Here is a 21,867-nt window from a genome sequence, read left to right as displayed (position 1 = left end):
CGCCCCCCTCAGCCCTTCTTCACCAGCCCCTCCTCCACCATCCAGTCCAGCGCCACCTGGTGCGGGTCCTCCCCGTCCACGTCCACCTTGGCGTTCAGCTCCTGTGCCACGTCGTTGTTGAGGCGGGCCGTGACCGGGTTCAGTACGTTCGCGATGGCGGGCCACTTCTTCAGCGTCCTGGTGTTGATCTCCGGGGCCGCGTTGTAGTTCGGGAAGAACCTCTTGTCGTCCTCCATCACCACCAGGTTCATCGACCGGATGCGCCCGTCCGTCGTGAACACCTCCCCGTACGTGCAGGCGCCCTTCGCGGCCTGGGTGTAGATGATCCCGGTGTCCATCTGCGTGATGTCGGCGGCCGGGACGTCCATGCCGTACTTCCTGCTCATGCCCGGCAGCCCGTCCGCGCGGTTGCGGAACTCGCCCTCGACGCAGAGCGTCACCGCGCCGGGGTCGGAGTCCGCCAGTTCCGCCACGTCGGAGAGGGTCCTGGTGCCGTACTTCTTGAAGTTGGACTGGTTCATGGCCAGGGCGTACGTGTTGTTCAGCTCGGCCGGGGGCAGCCAGGTCAGGCCCTCCTTCAGGTCCGCCTCGCGGACGGCCTCCCACTGCTCCCGCGGGTCGGGGATCGGCTCGCTGTTGCCGAGGTAGGTGATCCACGCCGTACCCGTGTACTCGTAGTTGGCGTCGGCGTCGCCGCTCTTGACGGCCTCCCGGGTGCCGACGGAGCCCTGGATGCCCGTGCGGTCCAGCACCTCCGCCCCGGCCGCCTGGAAGGCGATGCCCATGATCGCGCCGAGGATGAGCTGCTCGGTGAACTCCTTGGAGGTGACCGTCAGTTCGGCGCCCTCCAACGGCCGCCCCTGCCCGATCGATCCCGGCGAGACGTCGTCGACCATGGGGGAGCCGCTGGTCAGCCCGCACCCGGCGGCGGCCGTCAGCGCGGACGCCGCCACCGCCCCGGCGAGCAGACCCCGGGTACGCCACCTCACGTCCCCACCTCCAGCCCCCGGGGCCGCAGCAGCAGCTCCGCCAGCGACGCCAGCCAGTCGACCAGCAGGGCGAGGGCGATCGTGAGGACCGAGCCCAGCATCAGCACCGGCATCCGCTGGCTGGTGATACCCGTGGTGATCAGTGTGCCGAGGCCGCCGCCCCCGCCGAAGGTCGCCAGGGTCGCCGTACCGACGTTGAGGACGAGCGCGGTGCGCACGCCCGCGAGGATCAGGGGGACGGCGAGGGGCAGTTCGACGCGGGTCAGCACGCCGAGGGGGGACATGCCGATGCCGCGGGCCGCCTCCAGCAGGGTGGGGTCGTTGGCACGCAGGCCCGCCATGGTGTTGGAGAGGACCGGCAGGACGGCGTAGATGATGATGCCGATCAGGGCCGCCCGGCGGCCGATGCCGAGCCAGATCACCAGCAGGGCGAGCAGACCGATCGCCGGGGTCGCCTGGCCCGTGTTGGCCAGCGCCATCGCCACCGGGGTCGCCCTGCGGAACGCCTTGCGGGTGAGCAGCACGCCCAGGGGGATGGCGATGACCAGGACGAAGAAGGTGGAGATCACCGTCAGTTGGACGTGCTGCCACAGCGCCTTGGAGACCGCGCCGTCCGACAGCGCGTTCTCGGAGAGCGCGTCAAGGTCGGCCTGCGCGAACCACAGCCAGGTCGCCAGCAGCACCGCGACCAGCACGGCGGGCAGGAACACCAGCTTCTGCCAGGTGACCCGGCGCCCGGTCTCCTCGGGCGGCGGCGGGGCCTCGTCCTCGTCGGGTTCCGCACGAGAGGTCAGATCCGCGGTCACGCCTTCGGCACCCCCTCCCCGTCGCCCTCCTGCTCGGCGTGGGTCACCGCGGCCCGGGTCTCCGCCAGGTCGTGCTGGTGCTCCAGGGCGTCCAGCCGGTCGGCCTCAAGGAGTTCGTGGACGGAGTTCATCAGCGTCTCCATGTCGACGACGCCCTCGTACGCGCCCCGCCCCCCGGTGACCGCCACCCGGCCCGCGTTGTCGGTGAGGACCGCCTCCAGCGCGTCCCGCAGGGTGGCGTCCCGGGTCACCGTGTCGCTCACCAGCGTGCCCGCGCGGGCGAGGGAGCCGCGGGCCCGCATGAGGTCGCCGCGGCGCAGCCACTTGTAGGGGCGGCGGCGCTTGTCCAGGAGCAGGATCTCGTTGGTGCCGCTGGAGCGCAGCCGGTTGAAGATCTCCTGCAGGGGGTCGTCGACGGTCACCGTCGGGTAGTCGGTGATCTCCACGTCGCGGACGCGGGTCAGGTTCAGCCGCTTCAGGGCCGCCCCGGCGCCGACGAACCCGGAGACGAAGTCGTCGGCCGGGTTGGTGAGGATCGCCTCCGGGGTGTCGAACTGGGCGATGTGCGAGCGTTCCCGCAGCACGGCGATGCGGTCGCCCAGCTTGATCGCCTCGTCGAAGTCGTGGGTGACGAACACGATGGTCTTGTGCAGCTCGCGCTGGAGCCGGATCAGCTCGTCCTGGAGGTGGTCGCGGGTGATCGGGTCGACGGCGCCGAACGGCTCGTCCATCAGCAGCACCGGCGGATCGGCGGCCAGCGCCCGCGCCACGCCGACGCGCTGCTGCTGCCCGCCGGACAACTGGCGCGGGTAGCGGCCCCGGAACTCGCCGGGGTCCAGGCCGACCAGGTCGAGCAGTTCCTCCACGCGCGCCTTGATGCGGGTTTTGGACCAGCCGACCATCCCCGGTACGAGGCCGATGTTCTGGGCGACGGTCATGTGCGGGAACAGTCCGGCCGACTGGATGGCGTAGCCGACCTTGCGGCGCAGCCTGACCGGGTCCATGTCGGTGACGTCCTCGCCGTTGATGCGGATGCGCCCGCCGGACGGCTCGATCAGCCGGTTGATCATCTTCAGGGTCGTCGACTTACCGCAGCCGGACGGGCCGACGAAGATGACGGTCTCGCCCGCCTTGATCTCCATGGAGACGTTGTCGACGGCGGGCTGCGCGCTTCCCGGGTACCGCTTGGTCAGGTTCTCCAGCTCGATGGTCGCGCCGGTCCCCCGCGCGCTCGTCTCAGACACGGATCCCCCTGGGAATGGTCAGCCGCCCGATCAGCACGTACGCGGCGTCGAACAGCAGGGCCAGCACGATGATCCCGAGCGTCCCCGCGAGCACCTGGTTGAGCGCGTTCTTGCTGCCCAGGGAGGCGATCCCGCGGAAGATGAGGTTGCCGAGGCCGGGCCCGGAGGCGTACGCGGCGATGGCGGCGATGCCCATCAGCATCTGCGTGGAGACCCGGATGCCGGTCAGGATCGGCGGCCAGGCCAGCGGCAGCTCCACCCGCAGCAGCCGGGCGAGGCGGGACATGCCGATGCCGGTGGCGGCGTCCACCAGCGAAGGGTCGACGCCGCGCAGCCCGACGATGGCGTTGCGCACGATCGGCAGCAGCCCGTACAGCGTCAGCGCGATCACCGTCGGCGGCACGCCCAGGCCGACGATCGGGATCAGCAGGCCGATCATGGCGAGGGACGGGATGGTCAGGATGGTCGAGGTCGCCAGCGTGGCGAGGTTCCCGGCCCACTCGGAACGGTAGGTGGCGACGCCGATGAGCACGCCGATCAGCGTCGCCACGACCATGCACTGGAAGACGGCGCTCGCGTGTTGGTAGGCGTCCGTGAGCAGTTGCTGGTGGCGGCTGCCCAGGTACTCCCAGAAGTTCACGCGCGGGCACCCCCTGAAGGTCAGGTCTTCTCCGGGTCCTCCGCGGCCTGCTCCACGAGCGGGATGATCCGCAGCGGAACGGGGTTCTCCATCACGATCGCGGTGGCGGCCCGGACGATGCCATCAAAACCGACAACCCGGTCGATCACCCGCTGGAGATCGGCGTTGGAGCGGGCCACCAGACGGCACAGCATGTCCCCGGTGCCGGTGGTCGTGTGCAGCTCCAGCACCTCCGGCACCCCCGCCAAGTGCGCCCGTACGTCGGCCCCTTGGCCCTGCCGGATCTGGAGCGTGGCGAACGCGGTGACGGGGTAGCCGAGGGCCGCCGGGTCGACCTCGGGGCCGAAGCCGCGGATGACTCCGTTCGACTGAAGCCGGTCCAGGCGCGCCTGCGCCGTGCCGCGCGCCACGCCGAGCCGCCGGGACATCTCCAGCACCCCGATCCGCGGCTCCCGCGCGAGCAGCGCGATGATCCGTCCGTCGAGCTGGTCGATCGCCATGACGCACACCTCCGGGGCAGCCGTCCTGTGGTCATCCTGTACAGAAGGTCGGCCATTACGGGCCATTCACTGGCCAGATTGCCCAGTGAAGACGCAAACTATTGCGCACCTTGCTGGGTGGGGGAGACCCTGCGGCTATGACGCAGACCACACATCACACTCCCGACACCGCCCGGCAGGCCGACCCCTTCCCGGTCAAGGGAATGGACGCGGTCGTCTTCGCCGTGGGCAACGCCAAGCAGGCGGCGCACTACTACTCCACCGCCTTCGGCATGAGGCTCGTCGCGTACTCCGGACCGGAGAACGGCAGCCGCGAGACCGCCAGCTACGTGCTGGAGAACGGCTCCGCCCGGTTCGTGTTCACCTCGGTGATCAAGCCCGCCACGCCCTGGGGCCACTTCCTCGCCCAGCACGTGGCCGAGCACGGCGACGGCGTGGTCGACCTCGCCATCGAGGTCCCGGACGCCCGCGCCGCGTACGCGTACGCCGTCGAGCACGGCGCCCGCTCGGTGGCCGAGCCCTACGAGGTGAAGGACGAGCACGGCACCGTCGTCCTCGCCGCGATCGCCACCTACGGCGAGACCCGCCACACCCTCGTCGAGCGCTCCGGCTACGACGGCCCCTACCTGCCCGGCTACACCGCCGCCGCCCCGATCGTCGAGCCGCCCGCGCAGCGCACCTTCCAGGCGATCGACCACTGCGTCGGCAACGTGGAACTCGGCCGGATGAACGAGTGGGTCGGCTTCTACAACAAGGTCATGGGCTTCACGAACATGAAGGAGTTCGTGGGCGACGACATCGCCACCGAGTACAGCGCGCTGATGTCGAAGGTGGTCGCGGACGGCACCCTGAAGGTGAAGTTCCCGATCAACGAGCCCGCCATCGCCAAGAAGAAGTCCCAGATCGACGAGTACCTGGAGTTCTACGGCGGCGCGGGCGTCCAGCACATCGCCCTCAACACCAACGACATCGTCGCCACCGTCCGCACGATGCGCGCGGCCGGGGTCCAGTTCCTCGACACCCCGGACTCGTACTACGACACCCTCGGCGAGTGGGTCGGCGACACCCGCGTCCCGGTGGACACCCTGCGCGAGCTGAAGATCCTCGCCGACCGCGACGAGGACGGCTATCTGCTCCAGATCTTCACCAAGCCGGTCCAGGACCGCCCGACCGTCTTCTTCGAGATCATCGAGCGGCACGGCTCGATGGGCTTCGGCAAGGGCAACTTCAAGGCCCTGTTCGAGGCGATCGAGCGCGAGCAGGAGAAGCGCGGCAACCTCTGAGGCACCAGTACGGGGTGACCCGCGGCCGTCCGCGGGTCACTCCGGCACCTCCTCGTCCACCGGCACCTCCCCCAGCTCCGCCAGCGCCTTACGCGCCGACGGCACGGCGAGCGGGGAGAAGTACGGGTTGATCCGGAGCGCCTCCCGCAGGTGCCGCCGCGCGGGCGCGTCCCGCCCCAGCGCCCTCTCGATCATCCCCCGGTGGTAGGCGTACGGCGCACTGCGCACCCCGCCCCCGCGCTCCGGGTCCATCGCCCGCACCGCGAACCGCAGCGCCTCCTCGTCGTCCCCCGCCCGGTGCAGCGCCCACGCCAGCGCGTCGGCCACCTCCGTGCCCGGCTGCCGCCGCCACTCCGCCCGCAACCGGCGCACCGCCGCGTCCGCGTCCCCGTGGTCGGCCTCGAACCGGCCCAGCACCAGGTCCTCGTCCACCCCGCCCGCCGCCGCGCCCCGCACCCGCTCCCGCAGCAGGTCGTACTGGACCCGGGCGGCGTGGTCGAGGCCCAGCGACTCGTACAGCTCGCCCAGTTCGAGGGCGTACCCCGGCAGCGGCTGCTTGGCCAGCGCGATCCGGTACGCGCTCAGCGCCTCCGAGGTCCGCCCCAGCGCCGCCAGCGCCCTGCCCTGCCCCGCCTGCGCGGCCCGCTGGTCCGGATCGACGCGCACCGCCTCCTGGAAGTACCGCAGCGCGCCCTCCCGGTCCCCGCGCTCCCAGGCGAGCTGCCCGGCCCGCTCCAGCCACGCCGCGCGCTCGGCGGGCGCCCGCGCCCCGGCCGCCGCGTCCGCCAGCGCCGCCGCCGCGTCCTCCCGGCGCCCCTGGTCCCGGAACCCGCCCGCCGCCCGCGCCCGCGCCGCCGGGGACCCGTCCAGCTCCAGCATCCGCTCCAGGGCGCGCCCCGCCCCCTCGTGGTCCCCGAGCCCGGTACAGGCGTCGACGAGCAGCGCGTACGACGTCCAGCGGGCGCCGTCCGCCGCGCTGGCCGCCCGCGCCCACGTCCGCCCCGCCCGGAAGTCCCGGCGGGCGTTCGCCAGCGCCGCCAGCCCCTCCAGCGCCGCCGCGTTGCCGTGGGCCCGCGCCCTCAGTGACCTGCGCAGCGCCTCCTCGGCCTTCGGGTAGTGGGCGGCGGGGTCCCCGGTACGGCGGCCCTGCTCGACGTACGCCGCCCCGAGCACCGCCCACGCCCCCGCGTCCCGGGGGTGCTGGCGCAGGTACGCCTGCCGGTCGTCGATCAGCGCCGCGAGGTCGCCCAGCGCGGCCGGGACGCCCCCGGTGACCGCGGCGCGGGCCTGCGCCGCCGCCGGGCCCGGCGCGGGCCGCGGGCCGGTGGGCCGTTCGGGCGGCAGCAGCATCAGCGCCCCGCCGAGGACGAGACACCCCACGAGCGAGCCGCCCAGCACCCAGGTCCGCCGTGCTCTGTTCTCCATGCCGCTCATGCCGATCACGCCGCTCATGCCGATCACTGTGCGTCAGTACGCCGACCCGGTCCCGGTGGCGACCGGGCGCCGCAGACGGGTTCACACCGATGGCCCCGGATGACACGCTGTGATCATGAGCCTCCTCGTCGACCGGTTGCTCGGCGGCCTGCCCGCCGAGGCCGTCCTGACCGACCCCGACGTCACCGCCTCCTACGCCCACGACATGGCCAGCTTCTGCCCGGCCGGAACCCCGGCCGCGGTCGTGCTGCCCCGCACCGTCGAACAGGTCCAGCACGTCATGCGCACCGCCACCGAGCTGCGCGTGCCGGTCGTCCCGCAGGGCGCCCGCACCGGACTGTCCGGCGCGGCCAACGCCTCCGACGGCTGCGTGGTGCTGTCCCTGACCAAGATGGACCGCATCCTGGAGATCAGCCCTGTCGACCGGATCGCCGTCGTCGAACCGGGCGTCGTCAACGCCGACCTCTCCCGTGCCGTCGGCGAACACGGCCTCTATTACCCGCCGGACCCCTCCAGCTGGGAGACCTGCACCATCGGCGGCAACATCGGCACCGCCTCCGGCGGGCTGTGCTGCGTCAAGTACGGCGTCACCGCCGAGTACGTCCTCGGACTCGACGTCGTCCTCGCCGACGGACGGCTGATGTCCACCGGCCGCCGCACCGCCAAGGGCGTCGCCGGGTACGACCTGACCCGGCTGTTCGTCGGCTCCGAGGGCTCCCTCGGCGTCGTCGTCCGCGCCGTCCTCGGCCTGCGCCCCAAGCCGCCCCAGCAGCTCGTGCTGGCCGCCGAGTTCGCCTCCGGCGCCGCCGCCTGCGACGCCGTCTGCCGGATCATGGCGGGCGGCCACGTGCCCTCCCTGCTGGAGCTGATGGACCGTACGACCGTCAAGGCCGTCAACGACCTGGCGCACATGGGGCTGCCGGAAACCACCGAGGCGCTGCTGCTCGCCGCCTTCGACACCCCCGACCCGGCCGCCGACCTCGCCGCGCTCGGCGCGCTGTGCGAGGCCGCGGGCGCCACCGAGGTCGTCCCGGCCGACGACGCCGCCGAGTCCGAACTGCTCCTCAAGGCGCGGCGGTTGTCGCTGACCGCCCTTGAGGCCGTGCGGGGCACGACGATGATCGACGACGTGTGCGTGCCGCGCTCGCGGCTCGGCGACCTGATCGACGGGGTGGCCCGCATCGCCGAGAAGTACCAGCTCACCATCGGCGTCGTCGCCCACGCGGGGGACGGCAACACCCACCCCACCGTCTGCTTCGACGCCGCCGACCCCGAGGAGTCGCGGCGCGCCCGGGAGTCGTTCGACGAGATCATGGCCCTCGGCCTCGAACTCGGCGGCACGATCACCGGGGAGCACGGGGTCGGCGTACTGAAGAAGGAGTGGCTGGCCCGCGAGATCGGCCCGGTGGGCCTGGAGATGCAGCGGGCCGTGAAACAGGTCTTCGACCCGCTGGGCATCCTGAACCCCGGCAAGCTGTTCTGACCGACGCCCGCCGGGTCCCGGGGCTCACTGGGGCTCACTGGGGCTCACTGGGCGAGCAGCTCGTCGAGCGCGGCGTCGATGCCGAGCTGCGCGCCCTCGGTCCCCGGGGGCACCGCCCGCAACGTCCGCTCCAGCCACGCCGACACCTGCGCCGTGGGCGCTTCCAGCAGGGCCTCGCCGTCCGGCGAACTCAGCGCCATCAGCACGACGCCGCGCCCCTCCGCCCGCGACGGCCACACCCGCACGTCCCCGCCGCCACACGGCCGGAACACGCCCTCCACCAGCAGGTCCCGGGCGAACGTCCAGTGCACGGGCACGTCCGAGTTGATGTGGAAGGTGATGTGGACGGCGTAGGGGTCGTCCGAGCGGTAGCCCAGCCGGGCCGGTACCGGCACGCTCTCCTCCGGGGAGAGGACCAGCTTCAGTTCCAGTTCGCGTTCCACGACGGTGTGCATGTCTGATGTTCCTCTTCCCTGCCGGTTTCGTATGCGCCCGCTGCGCACCCGTACGAGGGGAGAGGGGCCTGGGCGCCAGGCATTACGCGGGTTCGGGAAGAATTTCTCCGGCGGCGTTCGGACACGGGGCACAACCGTGCCCGAAAGGGGCGGGTCCGGCGGGACGGGCGGTATGTTCCGTGCCGTTCTGATAGATGTGGAGGCCCCCCTCCACCCCCGAGCAGATACGGGACGACGGACATGAGCGCCCCAACCCCGGCACCCGGCGACGACAGGCCCCGCGAAGGCTATTACCCGGACCCCTCCATCCCCGGCTACGTCCGGTACTGGAACGGCGCCTCCTGGGTACCGGGCACCAGCCGCCCGGCCCCCGCCGACGGCGAGCCGCTCGCCCCGCCGCCCGGCGCGCAGCCCGCGCCGCCCTCGGTCGAGGAGACCGGCCCGCACTTCTTCGACGAGGACCCGGCGCCGTCCGCCGCCTCCCGGGACGCGGCCCCGCCCCAGCGCCCCGACCCGCGCGTGCCGCACGCCCCCACCCCGCCGGACGGCGCCGCCACCCGCACCGACGGCACGGCGACGATCCCGCCCGCCGACCCGGGCGCGGCCCCCACCACCGACGGCACCTTCGTGTTCCGCCGCCCCACACCGGGCGCGGCACGCGAACCGGGCGCGGACGAGGGGACGATGACGTTCCGGGCGGTGAAGCCCCGGCCGGGCGAGCGACCGGGGACGGGTGCGGGACCGGGTCCGGCGGCGGCACCGGCCGCGACACCGCCCGCCTCGCCGGGCCCCGCGCCCGCGTCTCCGGGTCCCGCGCAGGCGCCCCCGGGCTTCGGCGCGGGCAAGGCCGCCGCCGACCGCGCGGCGTCCCAGTCCCCGGCGTCCCCTGCGGCACCCGCAACTTCCGCACCCCCGGCCGCGTCCGTCCCCTCCGCCCCCTCCGTCCCCTCCGCCCCCGCCGGTCCGCAGCAGCAGCCCGGTGTCGCCGCGAGCGTGCCGCAGCAGGCGTCCGCGCCCGCCCCGGTCACCTCGGGGGTCGGCGGCGGGCAGGCGTCCTGGGCACAGCAGGTGCACCGGCTGGCGGGCGTCCCGGCCGAGGAACCGCCGGTGGTGCCCTGGAAGCCCCCGGTGGACGACGTCTTCCAGGCGGCGGCCCGGCGCCAGGCGGCGGCGCGCCCCGCCCCGTTGGGCAGGCGGCTGGCCGCGCGGCTGATCGACACCCTCGTCGTCGGCGGCCTCACCGCCGTGGCCGCCGTCCCCCTCGGCACCCGGGCCGCCGACCACATCCAGGGCAAGATCGACGAGGCCAAGCTCTCCGGCGAGACCGTCACCGTCTGGCTGCTGGACGGCACGACCTCGGTCCACCTCGGCATCGTGCTCGCCGTGCTGCTCGTCGCGGGCGTCCTCTTCGAGGCGCTGCCCACCGCCAAGTGGGGCCGCACCCTGGGCAAGCGGCTGCTCCGCATCGAGGTGCGGGACATCGAGGCACACGAACCCCCCTCGTTCGGGGCGGCGCTGCGCCGCTGGCTCGTCTACAGCGTGCCCGGTCTGCTCGCCTTCGGGCTGATCGGCGTCGTATGGGGACTGTTCGACCGGCCGTGGCGGCAGTGCTGGCACGACAAGGCCGCGCATACGTTCGTCGCGGGATGAGCGGGTACGCCGTCCGGCCCGGATGATCCGGTACTCCGGACGGCCGCGCGCCGGATGCGGGGCGTCGGGGTTCGCGGTGCACTCGGGCCATGAGTACCGAACCGCCTCCCGGCCCCGGACAGCCACCGGACGACGACCCGTTCAGGAAGCAGCCCCCGCCGCCCGGCCCGGGGTCAGGTTCGCCGTACGACACCCCGCCCCCGGGCGGCCCCGGCAGCCAGCCCCCGCCGTACGGAGGCGGCCAGCCGCCGCCCTACGGCGGTGGCGGTCAACCCCCGCCCTACGGTGGCGGTCCCTACCCGGCCGATCCGCTCGCCGGGATGCCGCCGCTCGCGGACAGCGGCAGGCGTGTGCTCGCCCGGCTCATCGACATGGTCCTCGTCGGCCTCGTCGTCTGGCTGGTCACCTGGCCGCTGGGCATCGGCGAGTACAACGTGGACACGGACGAGTTCGAGACCGCGAGCACCTTCGGGCAGTCGATCGTCGCCGCCGTCCTCTACATCGCGTACGACACCCTGATGACCGCCAGGACGGGGCAGACGCTCGGCAAGAAGTGGCTGAAACTCCGCGTGGCCAACCTCGACAACGGCAACACGCCCTCCACCCAGACCTCCCTGATGCGGGCGGCCGTGCTGTGGATCCCGTTCGCGTTCTGCTGCGCCTGCCTGTGGACGGCGGTCGCGGGCGGCTGGAGCTTCTTCGACCGGCCCTACAAGCAGGGCCTGCACGACAAGGCGGCCAAGACCGTGGTGGTCAGCACCCGCTGACCGCCACGGCCTTGGCCGGAGGTGGAGCCGTGGTTCAGGACGCCGTGGGCTCCCGCACGGGCTCAGGCGTGGTCGCTGACGCGCCCACCCGGTGCCGTATGACGTCGCGGCGGGGCGTGGCGGCGGGAACCGCCACCGTCCGCTTCGGCGTCGGAAGGGTCAGGGCGACCAGCAGCCCCAGCGCGAGGGCCGCCACGGCGATGATCGCGATCACCACGGCCGAACTCGTCTGGGACAGCAGCAGCATGGCGAGCGTCGACAGGATCACGGTGGACGAACCGTAGGCGAGCTGTGCGGCGGTCGGACGAGGCATGGCAATCGAGTCCTCGGGGGTGGGCCTCCCCCCGTGCCTCTCGCTGTGGGGGAGGTGCGGATGCAATTGGGGGGTGGGACAAGGATGTCGGCCTGGCTTTCCGCCGACTTCCGGGCGTTCCGCCACGCGACTCTAATCGGCTGTGTGCCCGAGTGGAACGAAGAGTAAGCGTGACCTGACCAACAGTGCCGGTGCACGGGGGGCGCATCGAGTCATCACCCCCGCACGGCGTCCGCTGAGCGAGGAGTGCACTCCGCATAGTGCAATTGACTTGTTCAAGTCAAGGTCTGTCTTTTCCGCGTAACCTCTAGTCCAATGTCGTCACTTGACTACACGCGTCAACCACGCGCGCGCGGAATCCTCGACTCTCCAGGACCCCCGGCCGCGCCCGCGGACGCGGGGGAGGATCTCAAGTGACCAGTAGACCCTGGACGTTCAGAGCGACCGCGACCGCGGTGGCCTTCGCGGCGGCGACCGCGACCTTCTCGGCCGCCACCGTGGCCCACGCGGACCCGGCGGGCAGCCCCGCCGCCGTCGACCGGCAGGACCCGGCGTCGGGCAAGTCCGCCAAGGAGCACGACTTCGACGGGCCGCTCAGCAAGACCCAGGAGGCCCAGCGCGAGGAAGCCCTCAAGCAGGTCATATCCGGCAAGGCCGAGGTCAAGGAGCGCAACGGCTCCAAGGTCGTCCGGCTGGACGGCAAGCGGGGCGACAGCAAGTACGTGGAGCTGGGCCGCGAGAAGACCGACAAGATCTTCACGATCCTCGTCGAGTTCGGCGACCAGACCGACCCGCGCTACGGCGGCACGCCCGGCCCGCTGCACAACCAGATAGCCGAGCCGGACCGCACCAAGGACAACAGCACGGCCTGGCAGGCGGACTACAACCGCGAGCACTTCCAGGACCTGTACTTCGGTGACGGCGTCGGCTCGATGAAGACGTACTACGAGAAGCAGTCCTCGGGCCGCTACTCCGTGGACGGCGAGGTCTCCGACTGGGTCAAGGTGCCCTACAACGAGGCCCGCTACGGCTCCAACGCCTGCGACCCCGACAACTGCGCCTGGTACGCGGTGCAGGACGGCGTCAACGCCTGGGTCGACGACCAGAAGGCGGCCGGGAAGACCACCGCCGAGATCAGCGCCCAGCTCGCCGAGTACGACCAGTGGGACCGCTACGACCACGACGGCGACGGCGACTTCAACGAGGCCGACGGCTACATCGACCACTTCCAGATCGTGCACGCCGGTGAGGACGAGTCCGCGGGCGGCGGCGCGCAGGGCGAGGACGCCATCTGGGCGCACCGCTGGTACGCGTTCGGCACCGACGCGGGTGCCACCGGCCCCGAGGGCAACAAGCTCGGCGGCACCCAGATCGGCGACAGCGGCATCTGGGTCGGCGACTACACCATCCAGCCGGAGAACGGCGGACTCGGCGTCTTCGCCCACGAGTACGGCCACGACCTCGGTCTGCCGGACCACTACGACACCGCGGGCGGCGAGAACTCCACCGGCTTCTGGACGCTGATGTCGTCCGGCTCGTGGCTGGGCACCGGCCAGGACACCATCGGTGACATGCCCGGCGACATGACCGCCTGGGACAAGCTCCAGCTCGGCTGGCTCGACTACGACGTGGCGAAGGCCGCGACCACCTCCCTGCACAAGCTGGGCGTGGCGGAGTACAACACCAAGAACCCGCAGGCGCTGGTGGTGGAGCTGCCGCAGAAGGCGGTCACCACCGAGATCGTCGCCCCGGCCGAGGGCGCCTCGCAGTGGTGGAGCGGCAGCAGCAACGACCGCCGCGCCACGCTGGCCCGCTCCGTCGACCTCACCGGCAAGACGTCGGCCGCGCTGACGCTCGACGGCTGGTGGGAGATCGAGAAGGACTACGACTACCTCTACACCGAGGTCTCGACGGACGGCGGCACCAACTGGACGCCGATCGACGGCACCGCCGACGGCCAGCCGATCGCCCGTGACGGCAGCGGTCAGCCCGCCCTCAGCGGTGTCTCCGGCACCCACAAGGCGCTGTCGTACCCGCTGGACGCGTACGCCGGTCAGAAGATCGACGTCCGCTTCCGCTACGCCACCGACGGCGGCGTGTCCCTGAAGGGCTTCACCGCCGACCGCATCACGCTCACCGCGGACGGCCAGGCGCTGTTCACCGACAACGCGGAGAGCGCGGACGCGGCCTGGACCGCCAACGGCTTCTCGCGGGTGGGCGGTTCCTTCACCAAGGACTACGCGCAGTACTACATCGCCGAGAACCGCCAGTACGTGTCGTACGACAAGACCCTCAAGGTCGGCCCGTACAACTTCGGCTTCTCGACCACCCGTCCGGACTGGGTGGAGCACTTCCCGTACCAGGACGGTCTGCTGATCTGGAAGTGGGACACCTCGCAGCAGGACAACAACACCAGCCAGCACCCCGGCACCGGTCTGGTCCTGCCGGTCGACTCCCACCCGACCGCGCTGAAGTGGTCCGACGGCACGCTGATGCGCAACCGCATCCAGACGTACGACTCGCCCTTCAGCTGGTACCGCACGGACGGTTTGACGCTGCACAAGGCGGACGTGGCGACCACCGTGAAGTCGCAGCCCGGTGTTCCGGTCTTCAACGACCACAAGAGCACCTACTACGACGCGTCCAACCCGCGTGCCGGTGTCAAGATCACTGACACCAACACCAAGATCATGATCGTGGACCAGCCGCTGAGCGGCTCGACGATCACGGTGATGGTGGGCGCGGCCACCAAGTAGTCGGCGTTTTCGCAGGTCAGGCACGTATCGGCGGCAGCCCCTTGGCGGGTTGCCGCCGATCGTGTTTAGGTGCGTCCTGTGACTGACTTATTGACACCGGCTCGCACGGGGGTGTGACTGTATGGCCGCAGGAGGTTTCTGCAAGCTGCCGAACGGCACGGTGGTGGTGGCGCTGAACCTGCCCAGCCCCACCGCCGACGGCCCGACCGCCCCGGGCGGGGTACGGGTCCTCGTTCACGCCCAGAACAGGGCGCGCGCCCTGACCAGGCTGCGCAACCTGGGGCTGCGCGCCGTCTACCTGCGGGGCAACGCCGCCCCGCCGACGCCGGACGAGATCACCGCCGTCCTGCACCATCCCGACGGCCTGATATGGCGCACGGCCCCCGCGGCCAGCGGCCTCGGCCCGATGGAACTGTGGCACCCCATCCGCGCCCTGCTACGCCGCCCGGCGGCACCGGCGTAGGCCGGGGGCGGGGCGGCGCCTGCCCCGCCGCTCAGGCGACGACCGGCTTGCCGGAGAGTTCCACGCCCGCGTCCCGTAGTTCCTCCAGGGCGCGGTCCGTGGTCTCCGCGGCCACGCCCGCGGTGAGGTCGAGCAGGACGTGGGTGCGGAAGCCCTCGCGGGCGGCGTCCAGGGCGGTGGCGCGCACGCAGTGGTCGGTGGCGATGCCGACCACGTCGACCTCGTCGACCTCGCGGGCGCGCAGCCAGTCGGCGAGCGGCACGCCGTTCTCGTCGACGCCCTCGAAGCCGCTGTACGCGGCGGCGTAGGCGCCCTTGTCGAAGACGGCGTCGACCGCGCCGGAGGCGACCGCCGGGGCGAAGTTGGGGTGGAAGCCCACCCCTTCCGTCCCGGCGACGCAGTGCGCGGGCCAGGAGTGCACGAAGTCGGGCCGGTCGGCGAAGTGGCCGCCGGGCGCGATGTGGTGGTCCCGGGTGGCCACGACGTGCCGGTACCCGGCGGGGGCCTGCCCGATCAGCTCGGTGATCGCGGCGGCCACGTCGGCTCCCCCGGCCACGGGGAGGCTGCCCCCCTCGCAGAAGTCGTTCTGCACATCGACGACGATCAAGGCGCGGCGCATGGTCGGTGTCCTTCGGCTATGGGGTCGGGGGAGGGGGCTGTGGGGTGCGGGCCCGGGGCCGGTGGTGAACCTCCGAGCCTAGAGACTTCCCGGTGACGGCGGGAGGGGGCGCGGCAGGGCGCACTGGTCGTACGCCCCGGGTACCCCACCGCCGCGTTCTCGCCGGTCATGCCCCGGTGAGCCCCGGGACGTACTCCGTCGGGATGACCGGTTCGCCGCGCGAGAGCTGGGTCGCGGACAGCGGCAGGCCCGCGCGGGCGGCGATGTGGCGCTCGCGCGGGGCGTCCAGCGGCTCCCGGGCGACGACCTCGCCGCCCTTGACCAGCTCCACCAGCAGCGCCCGGTCGGCCAGCTCGTCCGGCACCGCGCCGGTCCCGATCACCTCGGCCTCCGCGACCCCGTCGGCGTCCACCCGCCGCGCGGCCCACTTGCGGCCGCCGATGGACGTCTTGCCGCCGGTGGTCTTCTTCGCGACCGGCACCAGCGGCGCGGCCGGGTCGGCGGACTCGGCGCGGGCGACCAGCTTGTACACCATCGAGCAGGTCGGGTGCCCGGAGCCGGTCACCAGTTGGGTGCCGACGCCGTACGCGTCCACCGGCGCCGCCGCCAGCGAGGCGATGGCGTACTCGTCGAGGTCGGAGGTGACGATGATCCTCGTACCGGTGGCGCCCAGCTCGTCGAGCTGCTGCCGTACCCGGTGCGCCACCAGCAGCAGGTCGCCGGAGTCGATGCGCACCGCGCCCAGGCCGGGCCCGGCGACCTCCACCGCCGTACGGACGGCCTCGGTGACGTCGTAGGTGTCGACGAGCAGGGTGGTGCCCCGGCCCATGGACTCCACCTGGGCGCGGAAGGCGTCCCGCTCCCGGTCGTGCAGCAGGGTGAAGGCGTGCGCGGAGGTGCCGACGGTGGGGATGCCGTAGCGGAAGCCCGCGGCGAGGTCGGAGGTGGAGGCGAAGCCGCCGACGTAGGCGGCGCGGGCGGCGGCGACCGCGGCGAGTTCGTGGGTGCGCCGGGCGCCCATCTCGATCAGCGGCCGGTCCCCGGCGGCGGACGCCATCCGGGAGGCCGCGGCGGCGATCGCGGAGTCGTGGTTGAGGATGGACAGGATCACCGTCTCCAGCAGCACGCACTCGGCGAAGCTGCCCTCCACCCGCAGGATCGGCGAGCCGGGAAAGTACACCTCGCCCTCGGGGTAGCCCCAGACGTCGCCGGAGAAGCGGTAGTCGGCGAGCCAGGCGAGGGTCTCCTCGTCGACGACGCCGCGCTCGCGCAGGAAGGCCAGCACGTCCGCGTCGAAGCGGAAGTTCTCCACGGCGTCCAGGACCCGGCCGGTGCCCGCGACGACGCCGTAGCGGCGCCCGCTGGGCAGGCGGCGGGTGAAGACCTCGAAGACCGAGCGCCGCCCGGCGGTGCCCGCCTTCATGGCGGCCTGGAGCATCGTCAGCTCGTACTGGTCGGTGAACAGGGCCGTCGAGGGGACGTCCACCGGCAAACCAAGGTCCGCTGTGTTCATGGCAAGCGATGGTACCCCCATTTCGTCAGTGTGACGATTTATGGCGGGCGTGGCAGCATGGTCATGTGACGTCAGCCGCTCCCATCGAGATCGAACGCACCGAGTCGGCGGAGCAGGTCTCCGCCGTGCCCGAGCCGGACGTCCCCTGGGTCACCATCGTGCACAACGACCCGGTCAACCTCATGAGCTATGTGACGTACGTCTTCCAGACGTACTTCGGCTACTCCAAGGACAAGGCCACCAAGCTCATGCTGGACGTCCACCACAAGGGCCGCGCGGTCGTCTCCAGCGGCACCCGCGAGGAGATGGAACGCGACGTCCAGGCCATGCACGGCTACGGCCTGTGGGCCACGCTCCAGCACGACCGCAAGTAGCCAGCGCCCACCGCCACCGACGAAGAGACCCATGCCCGGACACTTCGAACCGCTTCCCGGCGGCGGCGCGGCCGTCGCGCTCGACGACGTCGAGATCTCCATCATCCGCTCGCTCGCGGTGCAGTTGCTGGAGCTGATCGGCCCAGGCCCCGCCGAGGACGCCTCCGACGACCCGCTCGCCGAACTCTTCGCCGAGGGGCCCAGCGAGCCGCCCGCCGACCCGGTGCTCAGAAGGCTCTTCCCGGACGCCTACGACGACCCGGAGGGCGCCGCGGAGTCGGCCGAGCGCACCGAGGAGCTGCGGGCGTACTCCTCGGAGTTCCGCCGCTACACCGAGAACGACCTCAGGGCGGGCAAGCGCGACAACGCCCTCGCGGTCATCCACTCCCTGGACGAGCTGTCCGCCGCCGGGGAGGGCGGGGCGGTCCTCAAGCTGACCGCCGACGACTCCCGGCAGTGGCTCGGCGCGCTGAACGACCTGCGCCTGGCGATCGGCTCCCGGCTCGACATCACCGACGAGGAGGACACCGACCTCCTGTACCGGCTCCCGGACGAGGACCCGCGCAAGCCGATGGTGATGGCGTACCTGTGGCTCGGGGGCCTCCAGGAGACCCTGGTGAACACCCTCATGCCGTAGCCACAACGTTACGCCCGGTTTGTACCAGGAAGTGTTCGCTCAGCGGACGCTCAAATCCGCATAACGATCCAGTCACCGCCCCTGGGGTTTTGTGCCCCGGGGGCGGTTTTGTGTGACATGCGCCACGTAAGCGTGGGTTAACGGCGTGGTAAGAATCTGCAACTCCGTTTCGGCCCCACCCCTCGCCGCGACGGACGGCCGGTCACCACACCGGCGCGCACGACAGGAGTAGTACCGGCCCGGGTCCGCGGGCTCAGACACCACTCCACCGTCGCCGAACGGACAACGGCGTTCGCTTCACAGACCGCTCACACCGCCGCTGCTGCGCGTACACCCCGCCAGCACGTCCCCTGCGCCACCGAGGTAACTCGATGTCACTCGATTCCATCACCACGTCCATCGACGACGCCGTCAGCGACTTCTTCGAACCCGTCGCCGACCATGTCGCGGACGTCGTCTTCTACACCGTCCCCGTCGGCGACACCGACCTCCCGCTGATCGTCGCCTGGCTGGTGATCGCCGGTCTGGTCTTCACGAGCTGGTTCGGCCTGCTCCAGTTCCGCAAGTTCAAGCTCGCCCTCGACACCGTCCGCGGGAAGTACGACGAGGAGGGCGCAGCCGGTGAGGTCAACCACTTCCAGGCGCTCACCGCCGCCGTCTCCGGCACCGTCGGCCTCGGCAACATCGCCGGTGTGGCGGTCGCCGTCTCCATCGGCGGCGCCGGTGCCACCTTCTGGATGATCCTGTGCGGCCTGCTCGGCATGGCCACCAAGTTCGTCGAGGTCACCCTCGGTGTGAAGTACCGCGAGGAGCACGCCGACGGCACCGTCTCCGGCGGCCCGATGCACTACCTGCCCAAGGGCCTCGCCGAGCGCTTCGGCGCGAACGGCGCCAAGCTCGGCAAGGTGCTCGCCGTGCTCGCCTCGATCATGATCCTGTTCTTCGGCCTGTTCGGCGGCAACCTGCTCCAGGCCAACCAGTCCTACGCGCAGCTCTCCTCCCAGTTCGGCGGCGAGGACGGCTTCCTGGCCTCCTCCGCCGGTGCCGTGCTCTTCGGCCTGGTCGTCGCCGCGCTGGTCGGCCTGGTGCTGCTCGGCGGCATCCGCTCCATCGCCTCCGTCACCAGCCGCCTGGTCCCGGCCATGGCCGCCCTCTACATCGTGGCCTGCCTGGTCGTCATCCTGACCAACGTCACCGCCGTGCCGGACGCCTTCCAGACCATCCTCTCCGGCGCCTTCGAGGCGGACGGCGTCGCGGGCGGTGTGATCGGTGCCCTGATCGTCGGCTTCCAGCGCGCCGCGTTCTCCAACGAGGCCGGTCTCGGCTCCGCGCCGATCGCGCACTCCGCGGTGAAGACCAAGCACCCCGCCTCCGAGGGCCTGGTCGCCCTGCTGGAGCCGTTCATCGACACGGTCGTCATCTGCACCATGACCGCGCTGACCATCGTCATCGCCAACCCGGCGAGCTGGGCCGAGGCCCGCGCGGGCGAGAGCATCGGCGGTGTCACCATCACCTCCGACGCCTTCGAGACCGTGCTGCCCTGGTTCCCGAACCTGCTGACCATCGCGGTGCTGCTGTTCGCCTTCTCCACGATCCTGACCTGGGGCTACTACGGCCTCAAGGCATGGTCGTACCTGTTCGGCAAGAGCAAGACCAGCGAGACCGTCTTCAAGGCCACCTGGAGCGTGTTCGTCATCGCGGGCTCGCTGCTCACCCTGGACTCGCTGATCAGCCTCGCCGACTCGGCGCTGTTCCTGCTGTCGGTGTTCAACATCATCGGCCTCTACCTGCTGGCCCCCGTCGTCAAGCGCGAGCTGAAGTCCTTCCTGGACTGGGTCCGCGACCGCAAGGCCGGTCTGACCGCCGCCGACCGCGGCGACGAGGACCTGGAGACCGCCAAGACGCTCTGATCCCAGGAGTCTTGTCCGGCATCCGGGCCGCCCCGTACCACCCTTCGGTACGGGGCGGCCCTACTGCTTATCCTGGCCACCATGCTGACCATCACCCAGGCCCTGCACGACCAGATCGTCGCCCACGCCCGCGCGGACCACCCCGACGAGGCGTGCGGCGTGGTCGCCGGACCCGTGGGCGAGGGCCGCCCCGAGCGCTTCATCCCCATGCTGAACGCCGCCCGCTCGCCCACGTTCTACGAGTTCGACTCCCAGGACCTGCTCAAGCTCTACCGCGAGCTGGACGACCGCGACGAGGAGCCGGTGATCATCTACCACTCCCACACCGCGACCGAGGCGTACCCCTCCCGCACGGACATCTCCTACGCCAACGAGCCCGGCGCCCACTACGTCCTGGTCTCCACCGCCGACACCGACGGCCTCGGCGACTTCCAGTTCCGCTCGTTCCGGATCGTCGAGGGCGAGGTCACGGAGGAGGAAGTGAAGATCGTGGACGCCTACTGACGGCAGAGGTGCCCGCGATGCGGGCGGAAACCATCCACGATGCGAGATCACATTCCAGGACCCGGACCGGGAATCGATACGATGAGCCCATGGTTCTCTTCGACGTGAGCGACAAGACGCCGGGCACCCCGCTGCTCGTGGCGCGGCTGCACGTCGATCTGTGCAGGCTCGCCAGCGCCATCTGTTGAAACTGCGCTTCCGCCGTACGGCCGTGTGCCGCGGCGCGCGCCCCTGTGTGCGTGCGCCCTCCCACCAGACCCCTTCCTTCGACAGGAGCCCTTTGACATGGCCATCGAGGTCCGCATCCCGACCATCCTCCGCCCGTACACCGACGGCCAGAAGGCGGTGGAGGGGTCCGGGGACACCCTCGCCGACCTGTTCACCGACCTGGAGTCCCGGCACGCGGGCATCCAGGACCGCCTGGTGGACGGCGGAGAGCTGCGCCGCTTCGTCAACGTCTACCTGAACGACGAGGACGTCCGCTTCCTCGACGGCATCAACACCAAGCTCACCGACGGCGACAACGTCACGATCCTGCCGGCCGTCGCCGGTGGCATGGCCTGACCCGCGATGCGCTACGACTCCCCGCTGGCCGCGGTCGGCAACACCCCCCTGGTGCGCCTGCCGCGGCTGTCGCCGTCCGCCGACGTCCGGATCTGGGCCAAGCTGGAGGACCGCAACCCCACCGGCTCGGTCAAGGACCGCCCCGCCCTGCACATGATCGAACAGGCGGAGAAGGACGGCCGCCTCACCCCCGGCTGCACGATCCTCGAACCCACCAGCGGCAACACCGGCATCTCGCTGGCCATGGCCGCCAAGCTCAAGGGCTACCGGATCGTCTGCGTGATGCCGGAGAACACCTCGCAGGAACGGCGTGACCTGCTCGCCATGTGGGGCGCCGAGATCATCTCGTCCCCGGCGGCGGGCGGCTCCAACACCGCCGTACGCGTCGCCAAGGAGCTGTCCGCGGAGCACCCGGACTGGGTGATGCTCTACCAGTACGGCAACCCGGACAACGCGGGCGCCCACTACGCCACCACCGGCCCCGAGATCCTCGCCGACCTGCCCTCCATCACCCACTTCGTCGCGGGCCTCGGCACCACGGGCACCCTGATGGGCGTCGGCCGCTTCCTGCGCGAGCAGAAGCCGGACGTCAAGATCGTCGCCGCCGAACCGCGCTACGACGACCTCGTGTACGGCCTGCGCAACCTCGACGAGGGCTTCGTCCCCGAGCTGTACGACGCCTCCGTCCTCACCACCCGCTTCTCGGTCGGCTCCGCCGACGCGGTCACCCGCACCCGGGAACTCCTCCAGCAGGAGGGCATCTTCGCGGGCGTCTCCACCGGTGCCGCGCTGCACGCCGCGATCGGCGTCGGCAAGAAGGCCGTCAAGGCGGGCGAGAGCGCCGACATCGTGTTCGTCGTGGCGGACGGCGGCTGGAAGTACCTCTCCACCGGCGTCTACACCGCGGCCACCACGGAGGAGGCCATCGAGACGCTCCAGGGCCAGCTCTGGGCGTGACGCGGC

General features: G+C 71.5%; 23 protein-coding genes. 13 read left to right on the top strand and 10 right to left on the bottom strand.

What is annotated here, in order from left to right:
- Positions 1-8 precede the first annotated feature (8 nt).
- The 5 genes from ACFQZ6_RS13830 to ACFQZ6_RS13810 form a co-directional block, all read right to left on the bottom strand.
- Complete coding sequence (locus ACFQZ6_RS13830; protein WP_381618303.1) at positions 9-896, bottom strand: glycine betaine ABC transporter substrate-binding protein; 888 nt, start codon at positions 894-896, stop codon at positions 9-11.
- 89 nt (positions 897-985) lie between these two features.
- Positions 986-1,795: an ABC transporter permease gene (locus ACFQZ6_RS13825; protein ID WP_381608139.1), complete on the bottom strand. Its 810-nt coding sequence runs from the start codon at positions 1,793-1,795 to the stop codon at positions 986-988.
- A complete protein-coding gene (locus ACFQZ6_RS13820; protein ID WP_381608137.1) occupies positions 1,792-3,039 on the bottom strand; it encodes a betaine/proline/choline family ABC transporter ATP-binding protein in 1,248 nt (415 codons plus the stop codon). The genes ACFQZ6_RS13825 and ACFQZ6_RS13820 overlap by 4 nt, the downstream gene beginning before the upstream one ends.
- Positions 3,032-3,679 (bottom strand): ABC transporter permease, encoded by a 648-nt coding sequence (locus tag ACFQZ6_RS13815; RefSeq protein ID WP_381608135.1) that lies wholly within the window; start codon positions 3,677-3,679, stop codon positions 3,032-3,034. Before ACFQZ6_RS13815 ends, ACFQZ6_RS13820 begins: the two co-directional genes overlap by 8 nt.
- A gap of 20 nt (positions 3,680-3,699) precedes the next feature.
- Positions 3,700-4,179: an Lrp/AsnC family transcriptional regulator gene (locus tag ACFQZ6_RS13810; RefSeq protein WP_381608133.1), complete on the bottom strand. Its 480-nt coding sequence runs from the start codon at positions 4,177-4,179 to the stop codon at positions 3,700-3,702.
- Positions 4,180-4,316: 137 nt separating this feature from the next.
- Between ACFQZ6_RS13810 and hppD the strand changes: the two genes are divergently transcribed.
- On the top strand, positions 4,317-5,462 hold the full coding sequence (gene hppD, locus ACFQZ6_RS13805) for a 4-hydroxyphenylpyruvate dioxygenase (protein WP_381608131.1): 1,146 nt from the start codon (positions 4,317-4,319) through the stop codon (positions 5,460-5,462).
- A 36-nt stretch (positions 5,463-5,498) separates the two neighbouring features.
- On the opposite strand, the gene ACFQZ6_RS13800 is transcribed toward hppD, so the two are convergent.
- Positions 5,499-6,914, bottom strand: coding sequence for a tetratricopeptide repeat protein (locus ACFQZ6_RS13800; RefSeq protein ID WP_381608128.1), 1,416 nt, complete (start codon positions 6,912-6,914; stop codon positions 5,499-5,501).
- A gap of 97 nt (positions 6,915-7,011) precedes the next feature.
- On the opposite strand from ACFQZ6_RS13800, the gene ACFQZ6_RS13795 reads away from it, so the two are divergent.
- A complete protein-coding gene (locus ACFQZ6_RS13795; protein ID WP_381608126.1) occupies positions 7,012-8,379 on the top strand; it encodes an FAD-binding oxidoreductase in 1,368 nt (455 codons plus the stop codon).
- Between the two features lie 44 nt (positions 8,380-8,423).
- Here ACFQZ6_RS13795 and ACFQZ6_RS13790 read toward each other — a convergent pair whose 3' ends face one another.
- Positions 8,424-8,834: an SsgA family sporulation/cell division regulator gene (locus tag ACFQZ6_RS13790; protein ID WP_381608124.1), complete on the bottom strand. Its 411-nt coding sequence runs from the start codon at positions 8,832-8,834 to the stop codon at positions 8,424-8,426.
- A 240-nt stretch (positions 8,835-9,074) separates the two neighbouring features.
- Between ACFQZ6_RS13790 and ACFQZ6_RS13785 the strand changes: the two genes are divergently transcribed.
- Positions 9,075-10,484 carry an RDD family protein gene (locus ACFQZ6_RS13785; protein ID WP_381608122.1) on the top strand — a complete coding sequence of 470 codons (1,410 nt, stop codon included), beginning with the start codon at positions 9,075-9,077 and terminating at the stop codon, positions 10,482-10,484.
- An 89-nt stretch (positions 10,485-10,573) separates the two neighbouring features.
- Positions 10,574-11,251, top strand: coding sequence for an RDD family protein (locus ACFQZ6_RS13780; RefSeq protein ID WP_381608120.1), 678 nt, complete (start codon positions 10,574-10,576; stop codon positions 11,249-11,251).
- A gap of 34 nt (positions 11,252-11,285) precedes the next feature.
- On the opposite strand, the gene ACFQZ6_RS13775 is transcribed toward ACFQZ6_RS13780, so the two are convergent.
- A complete protein-coding gene (locus ACFQZ6_RS13775; protein ID WP_381608118.1) occupies positions 11,286-11,564 on the bottom strand; it encodes a hypothetical protein in 279 nt (92 codons plus the stop codon).
- A gap of 413 nt (positions 11,565-11,977) precedes the next feature.
- Here ACFQZ6_RS13775 and ACFQZ6_RS13770 point away from each other — a divergent pair, with 413 nt between their 5' ends.
- Positions 11,978-14,320, top strand: a complete 2,343-nt coding sequence (locus tag ACFQZ6_RS13770; protein ID WP_381608116.1) for an immune inhibitor A domain-containing protein — start codon at positions 11,978-11,980, stop codon at positions 14,318-14,320.
- Between the two features lie 121 nt (positions 14,321-14,441).
- A complete protein-coding gene (locus tag ACFQZ6_RS13765) occupies positions 14,442-14,783 on the top strand; it encodes a hypothetical protein (RefSeq protein ID WP_381608114.1) in 342 nt (113 codons plus the stop codon).
- Between the two features lie 31 nt (positions 14,784-14,814).
- On the opposite strand, the gene ACFQZ6_RS13760 is transcribed toward ACFQZ6_RS13765, so the two are convergent.
- Together ACFQZ6_RS13760 and ACFQZ6_RS13755 are read right to left on the bottom strand one after the other, a co-directional pair.
- Positions 14,815-15,402, bottom strand: coding sequence for an isochorismatase family protein (locus ACFQZ6_RS13760; protein ID WP_381608112.1), 588 nt, complete (start codon positions 15,400-15,402; stop codon positions 14,815-14,817).
- Between the two features lie 166 nt (positions 15,403-15,568).
- Entirely contained in the window at positions 15,569-16,915 is a 1,347-nt protein-coding gene (locus ACFQZ6_RS13755; protein WP_381608110.1) for a nicotinate phosphoribosyltransferase, read from the bottom strand.
- A gap of 8 nt (positions 16,916-16,923) precedes the next feature.
- Here ACFQZ6_RS13755 and clpS point away from each other — a divergent pair, with 8 nt between their 5' ends.
- From clpS to ACFQZ6_RS13720, 7 genes are all read left to right on the top strand, one after another.
- Complete coding sequence (gene clpS / locus ACFQZ6_RS13750; protein WP_381608107.1) at positions 16,924-17,289, top strand: ATP-dependent Clp protease adapter ClpS; 366 nt, start codon at positions 16,924-16,926, stop codon at positions 17,287-17,289.
- A gap of 31 nt (positions 17,290-17,320) precedes the next feature.
- On the top strand, positions 17,321-17,926 hold the full coding sequence (locus tag ACFQZ6_RS13745; RefSeq protein WP_381608105.1) for a DUF2017 domain-containing protein: 606 nt from the start codon (positions 17,321-17,323) through the stop codon (positions 17,924-17,926).
- A gap of 371 nt (positions 17,927-18,297) precedes the next feature.
- Entirely contained in the window at positions 18,298-19,836 is a 1,539-nt protein-coding gene (locus tag ACFQZ6_RS13740) for an alanine/glycine:cation symporter family protein (protein ID WP_381608103.1), read from the top strand.
- Between the two features lie 81 nt (positions 19,837-19,917).
- Entirely contained in the window at positions 19,918-20,340 is a 423-nt protein-coding gene (locus tag ACFQZ6_RS13735) for a Mov34/MPN/PAD-1 family protein (protein ID WP_381608101.1), read from the top strand.
- 89 nt (positions 20,341-20,429) lie between these two features.
- Positions 20,430-20,528: a putative leader peptide gene (locus ACFQZ6_RS13730; RefSeq protein WP_360212919.1), complete on the top strand. Its 99-nt coding sequence runs from the start codon at positions 20,430-20,432 to the stop codon at positions 20,526-20,528.
- Between the two features lie 97 nt (positions 20,529-20,625).
- Positions 20,626-20,904, top strand: a complete 279-nt coding sequence (locus tag ACFQZ6_RS13725) for a MoaD/ThiS family protein (protein WP_381608099.1) — start codon at positions 20,626-20,628, stop codon at positions 20,902-20,904.
- Positions 20,905-20,910: 6 nt separating this feature from the next.
- On the top strand, positions 20,911-21,861 hold the full coding sequence (locus tag ACFQZ6_RS13720) for a PLP-dependent cysteine synthase family protein (RefSeq protein ID WP_381608097.1): 951 nt from the start codon (positions 20,911-20,913) through the stop codon (positions 21,859-21,861).
- Positions 21,862-21,867: the final 6 nt, after the last annotated feature.

Source organism: Streptomyces flavalbus (genome assembly GCF_042674625.1).
GTDB classification, from domain to species: domain Bacteria; phylum Actinomycetota; class Actinomycetes; order Streptomycetales; family Streptomycetaceae; genus Streptomyces; species Streptomyces flavalbus.
This window is presented reverse-complemented; position numbering and strand designations above follow the sequence as displayed.